Source organism: Pseudomonas sp. YQ_6, from assembly GCF_043103245.1.
Taxonomy (GTDB): Bacteria; Pseudomonadota; Gammaproteobacteria; order Pseudomonadales; family Pseudomonadaceae; genus Aquipseudomonas; species Aquipseudomonas alloputida.
In genome coordinates this window covers 1-12,740 of record NZ_JBICJR010000009.1, presented here as the reverse complement: position 1 = coordinate 12,740, position 12,740 = coordinate 1, and the positions used below count along the sequence as shown (strand labels likewise).

At 63.5% G+C, this 12,740-nt stretch carries 11 protein-coding genes; 8 read left to right on the top strand and 3 right to left on the bottom strand.

Features of this window, described 5'->3' with window-relative positions:
- Positions 1 to 4: 4 nt before the first annotated feature.
- The 8 genes from ACF8FG_RS03040 to ACF8FG_RS03005 all read left to right on the top strand — a co-directional run bounded on the left by ACF8FG_RS03040 (position 5) and on the right by ACF8FG_RS03005 (position 7,831).
- Entirely contained in the window at positions 5 to 2,248 is a 2,244-nt protein-coding gene (locus ACF8FG_RS03040; RefSeq protein ID WP_014590162.1) for a chemotaxis protein CheA, read from the top strand.
- Positions 2,249 to 2,294: 46 nt separating this feature from the next.
- Positions 2,295 to 3,407 carry a chemotaxis response regulator protein-glutamate methylesterase gene (locus ACF8FG_RS03035; RefSeq protein ID WP_003254400.1) on the top strand — a complete coding sequence of 371 codons (1,113 nt, stop codon included), beginning with the start codon at positions 2,295 to 2,297 and terminating at the stop codon, positions 3,405 to 3,407.
- Positions 3,407 to 4,147, top strand: coding sequence for a flagellar motor protein (locus ACF8FG_RS03030; protein WP_014590163.1), 741 nt, complete (start codon positions 3,407 to 3,409; stop codon positions 4,145 to 4,147). Before ACF8FG_RS03035 ends, ACF8FG_RS03030 begins: the two co-directional genes overlap by 1 nt.
- Before the next feature lie 3 nt (positions 4,148 to 4,150).
- Complete coding sequence (gene motD / locus ACF8FG_RS03025) at positions 4,151 to 5,008, top strand: flagellar motor protein MotD (RefSeq protein WP_012051647.1); 858 nt, start codon at positions 4,151 to 4,153, stop codon at positions 5,006 to 5,008.
- A 223-nt stretch (positions 5,009 to 5,231) separates the two neighbouring features.
- Positions 5,232 to 6,020, top strand: a complete 789-nt coding sequence (locus tag ACF8FG_RS03020; protein WP_010955064.1) for a ParA family protein — start codon at positions 5,232 to 5,234, stop codon at positions 6,018 to 6,020.
- Positions 6,020 to 6,913 carry a CheW domain-containing protein gene (locus ACF8FG_RS03015; protein ID WP_019438396.1) on the top strand — a complete coding sequence of 298 codons (894 nt, stop codon included), beginning with the start codon at positions 6,020 to 6,022 and terminating at the stop codon, positions 6,911 to 6,913. The genes ACF8FG_RS03020 and ACF8FG_RS03015 overlap by 1 nt, the downstream gene beginning before the upstream one ends.
- A gap of 41 nt (positions 6,914 to 6,954) precedes the next feature.
- The gene (locus ACF8FG_RS03010) at positions 6,955 to 7,434 is read left to right on the top strand and encodes a chemotaxis protein CheW (protein ID WP_003254393.1); all 480 of its coding nucleotides are present in this window, start codon (positions 6,955 to 6,957) and stop codon (positions 7,432 to 7,434) included.
- A gap of 1 nt (position 7,435) precedes the next feature.
- Positions 7,436 to 7,831, top strand: coding sequence for a DUF2802 domain-containing protein (locus ACF8FG_RS03005; RefSeq protein ID WP_010955062.1), 396 nt, complete (start codon positions 7,436 to 7,438; stop codon positions 7,829 to 7,831).
- A 107-nt stretch (positions 7,832 to 7,938) separates the two neighbouring features.
- Here ACF8FG_RS03005 and ACF8FG_RS03000 read toward each other — a convergent pair whose 3' ends face one another.
- The 3 genes from ACF8FG_RS03000 to ACF8FG_RS02990 form a co-directional block, all read right to left on the bottom strand.
- Complete coding sequence (locus tag ACF8FG_RS03000) at positions 7,939 to 10,650, bottom strand: dermonecrotic toxin domain-containing protein (protein ID WP_318081692.1); 2,712 nt, start codon at positions 10,648 to 10,650, stop codon at positions 7,939 to 7,941.
- Between the two features lie 68 nt (positions 10,651 to 10,718).
- Positions 10,719 to 11,057, bottom strand: coding sequence for an EscU/YscU/HrcU family type III secretion system export apparatus switch protein (locus tag ACF8FG_RS02995; RefSeq protein ID WP_014590166.1), 339 nt, complete (start codon positions 11,055 to 11,057; stop codon positions 10,719 to 10,721).
- Positions 11,054 to 12,610, bottom strand: a complete 1,557-nt coding sequence (locus tag ACF8FG_RS02990; RefSeq protein WP_014590167.1) for a flagellar hook-length control protein FliK — start codon at positions 12,608 to 12,610, stop codon at positions 11,054 to 11,056. The genes ACF8FG_RS02995 and ACF8FG_RS02990 overlap by 4 nt, the downstream gene beginning before the upstream one ends.
- Positions 12,611 to 12,740 lie beyond the last annotated feature (130 nt).

Here is a 12,740-nt window from a genome sequence, read left to right as displayed (position 1 = left end):
TTTGATGAGCTTCGGCGCCGATGAAGAAATCCTCCAGGATTTCCTGGTAGAAGCCGGCGAAATACTTGAGCAATTGTCCGAGCAACTGGTCGAGCTGGAAAGCCGACCTGACGATGCCGACCTGCTCAATGCGATCTTTCGCGGTTTCCACACTGTAAAAGGGGGCGCCGGCTTCCTTCAGCTGAACGAGCTGGTGGAGTGCTGCCATATCGCCGAGAACGTGTTCGACGTCCTGCGCAAAGGTGAGCGCCGGGTCGATGCGGAACTGATGGATGTGGTGCTCGAGGCACTGGATACGGTCAACAGCATGTTCGGCCAGGTGCGCGAGCGTGCCGAAGTGACACCGGCCACCCCCGCACTGCTGGCAGCGCTGTCGCGCCTGGCCGAACCTGGCGCAGCCGAAGCTGTTGCAGCGCCTGCACCGGCGCCGGTTGCCGACGTGGTGGTTGCAGCACCGGCCGAGGCCGAGGAGCAACACCAGGACATCACTGACAGTGAGTTCGAGCAGTTGCTCGATTCGCTCGATGCGGTCAAGGCGCAAGCGGCGGCCGACGAGCAGATGCAGGGCGAGACTGTCAGCGGTGCTGGTGATGAAATCACCGACGCCGAGTTCGAATCGCTGCTCGACCAGTTGCACGGCAAGGGCCAGTTCAATGCCGAGGTCGCCGCGCCGCCGGTTGCCGTCAGCAGCGAAGCGGTCAGTGATGAGATCACCGACGCCGAATTCGAATCGCTGCTCGACCAGTTGCATGGCAAGGGCACCTTCCAGGCTGGCGCCTTGCCAGCCGCCCAGGCACCAGCACCTGCCGCGCCAGACAACAGCGCCACCAGCGATGAAATCAGCGAGCATGAGTTCGAAGCCCTGCTGGACCAGTTGCACGGCAAGGGCAAGTTCGGTGGCGATGTTGCCGCTGTAGAAGCTCCGGCTGCTGTCCAGGCGCAAGCGCCGGCTGCCGCCAAGGCCGAAAGCCAGCCGGTGGCCAAGCCCGCTGCCGCGCCAGCGCCTTCGCCGGCCAGCAAACCTGCCGCGGCGCCTCGCGCGCCGGCCCCGGCCGCCGAAAAGCATGCCGCCAGCGAAGCGGAAACCACGGTACGCGTCGATACCGCGCGCCTGGACGAGATCATGAACATGGTCGGTGAACTGGTGCTGGTGCGTAACCGCCTGGTGCGCCTGGGCCTGAACAGCGGCGACGAGGCCATGTCCAAGGCCGTGTCCAACCTTGACGTGGTCACCGCCGACCTGCAGACCGCGGTGATGAAAACCCGTATGCAGCCGATCAAGAAGGTCTTCGGCCGCTTCCCGCGCCTGGTCCGCGACCTGGCGCGCCAGTTGAAGAAAGAGATCAATCTGGAGCTGGTCGGCGAAGAGACCGACCTTGACAAGAACCTCGTAGAAGCCTTGGCCGACCCGCTGGTGCACTTGGTGCGCAATGCGGTCGACCACGGTATCGAGATGCCCGACGAGCGTGAAGCGTCTGGCAAGGCGCGTACCGGCCGCGTAGTGCTGTCGGCTGAACAGGAAGGCGACCACATCCTGCTGTCGATCTCGGACGACGGCAAGGGCATGGACCCGAACATCCTGCGCGCCAAGGCCGTGGAAAAGGGCCTGATGGACAAGGACGCCGCCGAGCGCCTGAGCGAGTCGGACTGCTACAACCTGATCTTCGCTCCGGGCTTTTCGACCAAGACCGAGATTTCCGATGTGTCCGGGCGTGGCGTGGGCATGGACGTGGTGAAAACCAAGATCTCCCAGCTCAACGGCTCGATCAACATTTTCTCGGCCAAGGGCCAAGGCTCCAAGATCGTCATCAAGGTGCCGCTGACCCTGGCGATCATGCCCACCCTGATGGTGATGCTGGGCAACCAGGCGTTTGCCTTCCCGCTGGTCAACGTCAACGAGATCTTCCACCTCGACCTGTCGCGCACCAACGTGGTGGACGGCCAGGAAGTGGTGATCGTGCGCGACAAGGCGCTGCCGCTGTTCTACCTCAAGCGCTGGCTGGTCCAGGGCCAGGTGCACGAAGAGCAGCACGAGGGCCACGTGGTGATTCTGTCGGTCGGCACCCAGCGCATCGGTTTTGTCGTTGACCAGCTGGTGGGCCAGGAGGAAGTGGTCATCAAGCCGCTGGGCAAGATGCTGCAAGGCACCCCGGGCATGTCCGGGGCCACCATTACCGGCGACGGTCGCATCGCGTTGATTCTCGACGTCCCGAGCATGCTCAAGCGTTACGCCGCGCGGCGTATTTGATTTCGGTGGCGCGCCCTGGCGGGTTGCGCCGCCTAATGGAGTGTTTATGGCAGTCAAGGTCCTGGTGGTGGATGATTCTGGTTTCTTCCGCCGCCGTGTCTCGGAAATCCTCTCGGCGGATCCAACGATCCAGGTAGTGGGTACCGCGACCAACGGCAAGGAAGCAATCGACCAGGCGCTGGCGCTCAAGCCCGATGTGATCACCATGGACTACGAAATGCCCATGATGGATGGCATTACCGCCGTGCGGCACATCATGCAGCGCTGCCCGACGCCCGTGTTGATGTTTTCGTCGCTGACCCATGAAGGCGCCCGTGTCACCCTCGACGCGCTGGATGCCGGCGCTGTGGACTACCTGCCGAAAAACTTCGAGGACATCTCGCGCAACCCTGACAAGGTCAAGCAGTTGCTGTGCGAGAAGGTGCACACCATTTCGCGCAGCAACCGCAGGATCGGCAGCTATGCCAGAACGGCGCCGGTCGCCGCGCCAGCGCCCGCCAGCACTTTCGCCAGCCAGGCGCAGACGCGCCCGGCAGCGCCTGCCCGTGCAGCGGCCCCGACACCGGCGGCCTCGCAGTCGCCGGCACCCAAGCGCAAACCCTACAAACTGGTGGCCATCGGTACCTCCACGGGGGGGCCGGTGGCGCTGCAGCGGGTACTGACCCAGCTGCCGGCCAATTTCCCGGCGCCGATCGTGTTGATCCAGCACATGCCGGCGGCGTTCACCAAAGCTTTTGCCGAACGCCTGGACAAGCTGTGCCGCATCAGCGTCAAGGAAGCCGAAGACGGCGACATGCTGCGCCCGGGCCTGGCCCTGCTGGCTCCCGGTGGCAAGCAGATGATGATCGATGGCCGTGGCACGGTGAAGATCCTGCCGGGCGACGAGCGCCTGAACTACAAGCCGTGCGTGGACATCACCTTCGGTTCGGCGGCCAAGTCGTATGGTGACAAGGTGTTGTCGGTGGTGCTCACCGGCATGGGCGCCGATGGCCGCGAGGGCGCACGCCTGCTCAAGCAGGGGGGCAGCACGGTGTGGGCCCAGGATGAAGCCAGCTGCGTGATTTATGGCATGCCCATGGCCATCGTCAAGGCCAACCTGGCGGATGCCGTGTACAGCCTGGACGAAATCGGCAAGCACCTGGTGGAGGCGTGCGTCTGATGGACGTCCTCAGCCTGATCGGTCTGATCCTGGCTTTCGTTGCCATCGTTGGTGGCAACTTCCTTGAAGGCGGTCATGTCGGTGCACTGGTCAATGGTCCGGCGGCTCTGATCGTGCTGGGAGGCACCCTGGCGGCGGCGTTGTTGCAGTCGCCGCTGTCGTCGTTCAAGCGCGCCTTGCAGATTTTGCGTTGGATCCTGTTTCCTCCGCGGGTTGATCTGGCGGGCGGCATCGACCGCGTGGTGAACTGGAGCCTGACCGCTCGCAAAGAAGGCCTGCTGGGCCTGGAAGGGGTAGCGGACAGCGAGCCCGACCCCTATGCGCGCAAGGGCCTGCAACTGCTGGTGGATGGCGCCGAGCCGGAAGCCATCCGCAGCATCCTCGAGGTCGACCTCCTTACCCAGGAGGGCCGTGACATCCAGGCAGCCAAGGTATTCGAAAGCATGGGCGGCTATGCGCCGACCATCGGCATCATCGGTGCGGTCATGGGCCTTATCCATGTGATGGGCAATCTGGCCGACCCGTCGCAACTGGGCAATGGCATTGCCGTGGCTTTTGTCGCGACCATTTACGGTGTGGCCAGTGCCAACCTTGTGCTATTGCCGGTCGCCAGCAAGCTCAAGGCTATCGTCATGCGCCAGTCGCGCTACCGCGAAATGCTGCTCGAAGGCCTGCTGTCGATTGCCGAAGGTGAAAACCCGCGCTCGATCGAGCTGAAGCTGCAAGGCTTCATGGAGTAACCCATGCGTCGCCGTCGTCATACCGAGGAACACGAAAACCACGAGCGCTGGCTGGTGTCGTACGCCGACTTCATCACGTTGCTGTTCGCCTTCTTCGTGGTGATGTATTCCATTTCCTCGATCAACGAGGGTAAGTACAAGGTTATTTCCCAGGCGTTGCTCGGGGTATTCAACGACCCCGAGCGCAGTATGAAGCCGATCCCGATTGGCGATGAGCAGCCGCTGAGCGTGCGCCCGGCCGAACCGCTGGTCAAAGACAGCGAGCAGACTGAAGCGGGCCTGGCGGCGACCAATGTCGACCCCTTGAAAACCATCAGCGATGACGTGCGCGATGCCTTCGGTGACCTGATCAACAGCGACCAGATGACTGTGCGCGGCAACGAGCTGTGGGTCGAGATCGAGCTCAACTCATCGCTGCTGTTTGGCAGCGGTGATGCGATGCCCAGTGACAAGGCGTTTGCGATCATCGAGAAGGTGGCCAACATTCTCAAGCCGTTCGCCAACCCGGTACACGTCGAAGGCTTCACCGACAACCTGCCGATCCGCACCGCGCAGTACCCCACCAACTGGGAGTTGTCCTCGGCGCGCGCGGCCAGCATCGTGCGCCTGCTGGCCATGGAGGGCGTCAACCCGGCACGCATGGCTTCGGTGGGCTACGGCGAATACCAGCCGGTGGCCAGCAACGATACCGCCGAAGGGCGCGCACGCAACCGCCGGGTTGTGCTGGTGATTTCCCGTAACCTGGAAGTGCGCCGCAGCCTGACAGGCTCGGGCAGTGCCAATGCCACACCGGATGCCGCATTGCGCCGGGCTGGCACACAAAGTGCACCGGCAATACAAGCAACGGTAGCGAGGCCGTGATACGTCAATTCCCCGTCGCCGATACGAACACGATTTTGAATGTGCCGCCGCCCCCTGTGGGAGCGGGCATGCCCGCGAAGCCAGCGACTCGGTGAATGGCACCGGCTACGCCGGTGTTCGCGGGCTTGCCCGCTCCCACAGAGGGGAGTGCGAGCTTTGAAGTTTTGCGCATGACGGTTGTTTCTACAGTGTCCCTGCCAAATCAATAGATAGAGTTTGCTTGATGAGAGTCTGGGCAGTAGCCAATCAAAAAGGTGGTGTCGGCAAGACCACCACTACCATTGCCCTGGCCGGCCTGCTGGCCGAGGCCGGCAAGCGCGTGGTCGTCGTCGACCTCGACCCGCACGGCTCGATGACCAGCTACTTCGGGCACAACCCGGATGCCCTGGAGCACAGCTGCTACGACCTGTTCCTGCACAAGGGCACGGTGCCCGAAGGCTTGCCCGGGCAACTGCTGCTGCCCACCAGCGATGAGCGCATTTCGCTGTTGCCGTCGAGTACCGCGCTGGCGGTGCTGGAGCGCCAGTCGCCAGGGCAGAATGGCCTGGGCCTGGTAATCGCCAAGAGTCTGGCGCAGCTGTGGCAGGATTTCGACTATGCCCTGATCGACAGCCCACCCTTGCTGGGTGTGCTGATGGTCAATGCCCTGGCCGCCAGCCAGCAGCTGGTGATCCCGGTGCAAACCGAATTCCTTGCGGTGAAGGGCCTGGAGCGCATGGTCGGCACCCTGGCCATGGTCAACCGTTCGCGCAAGCAGGCGCTGCCGTACCAGATCGTGCCGACCCTGTTCGACCGTCGTACCCAGGCGTCGCTGGGCACCCTCAAGCTGCTGCGTGACACCTATGGGCAACATGTGTGGCAGGGCTACATCCCGGTGGATACGCGCCTGCGCGATGCCAGTCGCAAGGGCGTCACGCCTTCGCAGTTCGACAGCAAGAGCCGTGGGTTGATCGCCTACAGGGCGCTGCTCAAGCACCTGCTCACCTACAAGAACGCAGTGCAGGTGGCCTGATGACTCAAACCCGGCAAACCAGCACCCGGCCCCAGATGGCACTGCAATCGTACCTGGACGGCTTGCTGCAGGAGGCCACCGAGGCCGAAGACCTGAGCGAGCAGCCGGCAGTGGCGGATGAGTTCGCCGAGGCGGTGCGCGAGGAGCAGGCTCGCGATGCCCGGCAGCCAGCCCGGCCAGAGCCCGCCGAAGCCGCCGCCAGCTTTGCCCCGCGGCCGTTCGCTGAACCCCGGCTGGCGGTACTGCCCAGCGTGATGCCGGTGGAAGCCCCGGTGGTGACGGTGGTCGAGCAGGAGATCGTGGCTGAAGCCAGCATCCCGGTACTGATCGAAGAACAAACGGTGGAACCGGCTGTGCCGCTGGTCGATGTGCATCTGCCGGCACCCAACCTGCCCGTGCCCCCGGCCACTGTCGACGGTCGTCCGGTGTGGGCGGCCGAGCCGTTCGAATGCCTGCTGTTCGACGTTGCCGGCCTGACCCTGGCGGTGCCGTTGGTGTGCCTGGGCTCGATCTACACCCTGGCTGGCCAGGAGCTGACGCCACTGTTCGGCCAGCCCGACTGGTTCCTCGGCATCCTGAGCTGCCAGGCCGGCAACCTGAAGGTGCTGGACACTGCGCGTTGGGTAATGCCCGACCGCTACCGCGATGATTTTCGCCAGGGCCTGCAATACGTGATTTCGGTGCAGGGCTACGAATGGGGGCTGGCGGTGCATCAGGTCAGCCGCTCGCTGCGCCTGGACCCGTCGGAGATCAAGTGGCGCAGCCAGCGTGGCCAGCGCCCGTGGCTGGCCGGCACCGTAATCGAACACATGTGCGCACTGCTCGACGTCGCCGCACTGGCCGAGCTGATCGCCAGCGGTGCGGTCAAGCAGATGCACGCCAAACAGAAATGACACAGAACATACCGCCAACGGCGGATTTTGAGGGTAGGGGAATGAAAAAGTCGTCTGCACAAGGTTCCGAAGATCCGATCCTGCAGTGGGTTACCTTCCGTCTGGACAACGAGTCCTACGGCATCAATGTGATGCAGGTGCAGGAAGTCCTGCGCTACACCGAGATTGCCCCGGTGCCGGGTGCGCCGAGCTACGTGCTGGGCATCATCAACTTGCGCGGCAACGTGGTGACGGTGATCGACACGCGTCAGCGTTTTGGCCTGATGCCGACCGAAGTGACCGACAACACCCGTATCGTCATCATCGAAGCCGACAAGCAAGTGGTCGGCATTCTGGTCGACAGCGTGGCCGAAGTGGTTTACCTGCGCCAGTCCGAAATCGAGACCGCGCCGAACGTGGGTAACGAAGAGTCGGCCAAGTTCATTCAGGGCGTGTGCAACAAGAATGGCGAACTGCTGATCCTGGTCGAACTGGACAAGATGATGACCGAGGAAGAGTGGTCCGAGCTGGAGAACATCTGAGTTGATCCTAGAGGTTGCTGTCATCTTCCTGGCGCTGGCCTGGGCGCTGAGCCTGTGGTTTTTCCTCAACTACAGCAAGCGCCAGCGCGAGCTGGCTGCGCAGCAGGCCGAGGGCGATGCGCTGCGTGACCAGCGCATCAAGGACTTGGCCAAGCGTCTGGATGACTACCAGAACGGCACGGTGCGCATGGGTGAGGCCATCCATGAGCTGCGTGCGGCGGTGGCCACCCTGCCGGACCGGCTGGAGCGCCTCGAGCAGCGCGACCCCAGCAACGTTACCTTCAGCCAGGCGGCCAAGCTGGTGGGGATGGGGGCGAGTATCGATGAGTTGACCCAGAGCTGCGGCCTGACCCAGGCCGAGGCGGAGTTGATGAGCAAGGTGTACCGGGCTCCTTGACGGGGGTACCCTCGGCAGCAGGTACGTCGCCTGGGAAATCGAGCGGCGCCCATGCGTCGCCCGATCTGAAAGGTGTCGGCAGGCCCGTTCAGTACCCGCAGCTCATTTCAATTGCGAACCCAGGAGTGATTGCCGCCCACGCCGGCGAACCGGTTCAGGGGCAGCAGTTGCTTCAGGGCTGTATTGGCTTGCGAAGGGTTGATGAATGGATAGGTGTTGACGCGTGGTATGGTGTGCAGGTTTATGATCTGGCGCAGGGTCCGCAACCCGGGTAGATGGCGATCGACCACTTCGGTGAGCAGTGCCGGCCCGGTGAGGTAGCTGAGCGTGTTGGCATAGCGGTAGAAACCGCTCGGGTCCTGTTCCAGGCTCGGTCGGCTTTCGTAGAAGTCTGCATGGGTCTGGAAACGTGCGAGCATTTCATCGGAGATCGCATCCAGCAGTGGGTTGCCTGGGTGGCTACCAATGAGGCTGGTGTTGTACAGGCAATTCATGCTCATTTTCTCGTTGGACATCGGCGGTGGCAGCAGCAGCCCATCGGGTGGGGTGCGCAGCTCGACCTGATCGATCGTTTCGCCCTTGCCGTCCGGCAGCAGGAAGTCGTCCACGTCCATGTACAGCCCACCCTCATGGTGCAGCATCCGGTAGCGCAGCACATCGGTCGCAGACGCGTAATTGGTGGCGATGCCACCGTTGCCATCCAGCGCTGCCTCGTACTGCGCGTAATAGCGGCTCTGGCGGAAGGCCCGGAAGAAGCCTTGCTCTTCAAGCGGCAATACCTGCAGCCCTGGCGCCCGGGCTGCCAATAGCCTTGCGTTCTGTTCGTAGGCGGTAGGCGAAGCCTTCGACAGAAACAGGCGCATGCTGTATTCACTGTCGCTCAGGCGCGCGGCGTTGGCGGCAAGGTTGGCCAGCAATGGCTCGCTTATGACTTTGTCGCCGACCCAGAGGCTGGAGATAAGTTTGGGGATGGGGGCGCTGTCCGGGGCCGGTGTCGGAATGGTGACTGGCAGTTGCAGGTCGACACCCAGCGCGCGCAAGGTGCGGGTGCGCATGGCGTCGGTGACTGGGCGCGGCCTGTCGAGCGCTACAAGGTCACGGCTGCCAGGCACTGCGATGTAGGCTTGCGGCTCGACCTCGTTGACGGTTTCCTTGATGATGAAAGCGTCGTGCTCCAGGTCATAGACCACGCGTGCATTGTAGGTTTCGATGCTGCATTCCAGGTCGTCCAGTTCGCCATCGTAGTGTGGCAAGCGTATCACCGCGCCGGCAACAGCCGGGTCGCCTTCGTCAAGCGGTGTAATCGGCTCGTGGTGGTGGAAGTACTCCGCGCCTTCTGGCTCTGGAAGCCGCGGTGGGCTGGTTGGGCTTAGCGGATAGCCGAGCTGCTCGTTGACCTCGCGCGGCATGACAAAACCATCGCTTTTGAACTCGAACAGGGCCTTGATGCCTGCGGTGCCCTCCGTTGCCAGCGGTACGGCGTTGAACAACCCCCAGGCGATGTCGCCCACCCCGTCCTGTTTGGCTTTCAGGCTGTGGCCGTTGATCACCTGATCCAGGCCCAAGCCCAACTGGGCAATGCCGCCGAGCGCCAGTAGTGGCGCCAGCCCCGGCACCACCAGACAAAGTGGCGCTAGCAGGTTGAGCGTGTTGGCGAGGTAGCCACGCCATTTGGCTTTGGTAACCTGGCTATCGGTGGTGATGACAAAATCGGCGTCGTCGTAGCTGCGCTGGCGCTGGCGCTCGGTCAGGGCTGCGAACATATCCCCGGTCAGTTTGGGGTTGTATTTGCCAGGTTTGTAGTTCACGTAGGTTCTGGGGGGCCAGACGCCATCATCGTTGAAATAACCATGTTCGGGCGGCAGCCGGTGCCGGTTTGGATAATCGCCAAGGCCCTCGAGCGCGGTGTCCAGGCCGCTGAAATCGAGGCCCTGAGGGCGGTCGGCGAGCCTGAAGTGTTGTTTGAGTGCCTCGCGTCGGGCGGGGTCCTTGCACTGATCGCCCACCCAGTCCTTGAGCAGGTTCTCGCTGGCGAATTCGAGCAAGGGCGAGCTGTTACCTGGCATGTACAGCAGGGTCAGATCGCTGTGGGGGGCATTGATGTACAGCAGGTCGGTGGCCGCGTAGCCATAGATGCTCAGCGTGCTCACCCGTATCTTGAAGCGCTGTGGCATCATGCCGGCGGCTTGCCATGCCAGCTCCCTGGCGGCATCGCTAAGGCGCCCCTGACTGACCTGGGCGTTGCAGGCGGCGATGAAATTGAGCTTGCTGGCCAGGCGGTGATTGCCTTGGTGTTGCTGCCAGTACGTGTCGAGCATGGCTTTGAACGGCCCGTGAAAATCCAGCGCTTCTATGAAACGCTGGAAAGCTTCAGCCGGTACCTGAACATGGGTCGAAGCATCGTAACGGGCAGGGGACGATCGCTGGAACAGGCCGTTGTACACTTCGAAGGCTGCGCCCTGATGGCCAAAGCCCAGCGCTGGCAGGCGATCGACCAGCTTCAAGGGCCCTTGGGGAAAGGTGCCTGCCCAGGGGTTGGCGAACAGCGCGCCGATGAGGTTGTTATCGGACTCCCCTTGCCAGTTGCCCAGCAGCGCCTGGGTCATGCTCTGGGTCTGCTGGACCGCTGCCACATACCCTTGATCATCCGGCCGGTAGTGCAGGGTGACCACATCGACGCGATCGGGGTCGATATGCACACCTTGCCCGGCAAGCCACTGCCGGATCAAGCGACTGGCTTCGCGGTCCGGGCGTGGGATGTTGGCCAGATGGTCTACTACGAACTGCACGCCTTTGGCGTTGATTCTGCTGTCGATCATGACGGTACACCTTGTACGTGGGAGGTCGACAAGGTTGGGCGCATGGAGGGGGAGGGGGTGGTAGATATTTACTGGCCAGTGCCGGGCAGCGGGGGCAATGGTGGGGTGATATCGCGTTCTGCCGGGCGCGGATCATCGAAGCCGGCGGGTACCTTGCCGCGCAGGTGCCAGGCGAAGGCGATGATCTCGGCAATGGTCAGATACAGCGCCTCGGGTATTTGATCGCCCAGCTCCAGCCGCGCCAGCAGGCGCACCAGCTCGGCGTTTTCGTAGATCGGCACTTCGTGTTCGCGGGCGAGCGCAAGGATGGCCTCGGCCAGCTCCTCGTCGCCCTTGGCGGTGAGAGTCGGTGCCTGATGGCCGTCGTAGTTCAGCGCTATGGCTTGGCGTGGCGTCGTGTCGTTCATGCGGTTTCGTCCACCCAGCGTTGTTCCATCCGTGTGCGTGGCCCCTGCGGCGGGATGCCCGGGTGGCACTCCAGGTCGCCGACTTCCAGGCCCCGGGCCAGCAGGCGCGCGCGCAGCGCGCCAAGCTGGGTGTCGATCAACCGCGCGGTCTGCTCGCGCTCCGCCCATAGCTGCCCGCTCAGGCGGCCCTCGCTCAGTTGTGCCTGCACTTGCATTGGGCCGAGCGGGGACAGGTCGAAGGCCAGCTCGATGCGCCACAGGGCTTGGCGAGGGTCTTGGGCTTCATGTTGGCGGTCGGCCTGTTGTTGTGGGGTTTCTTCGCGCTGCAGTTTGACTTGCAGCGGGATGAAGTCCTGGCCGTGGCGGATCGGCACTTCGGTTTGCCAGGTGGTCTGCAGGTTGCCGTTTTCCAGCGTGCCGGTTTGTTGCAGGCTGCTCATGGCGTGGCTCTGCAAGCGTGAGACGGCAGCAGCAGCCAGGCGCAGCAACTGTTGCAGGTCGCCTTCGTCCTCCAGGGCCTTGAGCAGGCGCGACGGTAATGGGAACGCGCCCGGCTGCGGCTTGGGGCTGACCCGCTCAAGCATGCCCAGTGCGCTGCGCGCCAAAGCCGGCATGGTCACGGCCAGGCTGGCGGGGTTGAGATTGGCAGGGCTTGCCGGGAGGGCAGGGGCCTGGGCCATCAGCCGCAGCAAATGCGCCTTGAGGTCGGTGGCGACGCTGGCGGTGGACCCGCTCAGCAGCTTCGCTTCGAGAAAGCTGCCGCTGTTGTTCAGGGCCTGGGCCACTGCCTTGGCGTCGCCCAGTTGTCGGGCATCCGGCAGCCCGGCCAGCAGGCGTTCGGCGCTGGCGCGCAGGTCGCCATCGACGCCGGGGTCGCGGGTGAGCTGTTGCAGGGCGTTGAGCAGGCCGGGCAGCGAGGCTTGGCGGTTCTGCTGGGTCAGCAGCTGTTGGGCAATGCTGAGTTGGTCCTGCCTGCCGCTGAGCGGCACGAAGCGCAATGACTGATCACCCTGCACCAGGGCGCTGAGCAGGCTGCCAATGGCCAGCGGGCGCGGGCTGTCGATGCTCAGTGTGGCACCGGCCTGATTGCTGTTGAGCAGGCTGACCAGCGCCCGGTACACGGCCGGTTGGCCGGGTGCCTGGGCCAGCAGCTGGTTGGTCAGGACCTTGCCTTGCAGCAAGGTGCCGACCGGCACCTTGCTGGTGTCCAGCTGGGTGAGGGTGGCGACCTGGCTGGCGCTGGCCTGTTGCAGCATGATCGCCAGGCGATTGCTTTCGGTCTGGCTGACGGTGATCTGGCTGCCTTGTGGCAGCGGCTGGCTGGCATTGGCCTGAAGCTGGGTCTGGACGCCGTTGGCCTGCATCAGCCGTAGCACCAGCTGAAAGTCCTGGCCCGTCTGGCGCAATGATAAAACCTCGGCTTGCGCGGTTTCGCCGGGGGCCAGCAGCCCAGGCTGCGCCTGGATCAGGCGCAGCAGATCGCCGGTCATGCCCGCCTTCATGGCTTGGCTGTTGATCGCGGTTTGTGCGCCGAGACTATTGATTTCAGTCATGATTGTATACAACCTGTCGAGCCCGGCCTCTTGGCAGCGCGGCGGCGCGTGTAATAATGCCGCGCGCCCGTGGTTGCCAGTATAACGGCAGCGCGCGGGGCGACTTGAGACACAAGGGTTTTGGAGCGGT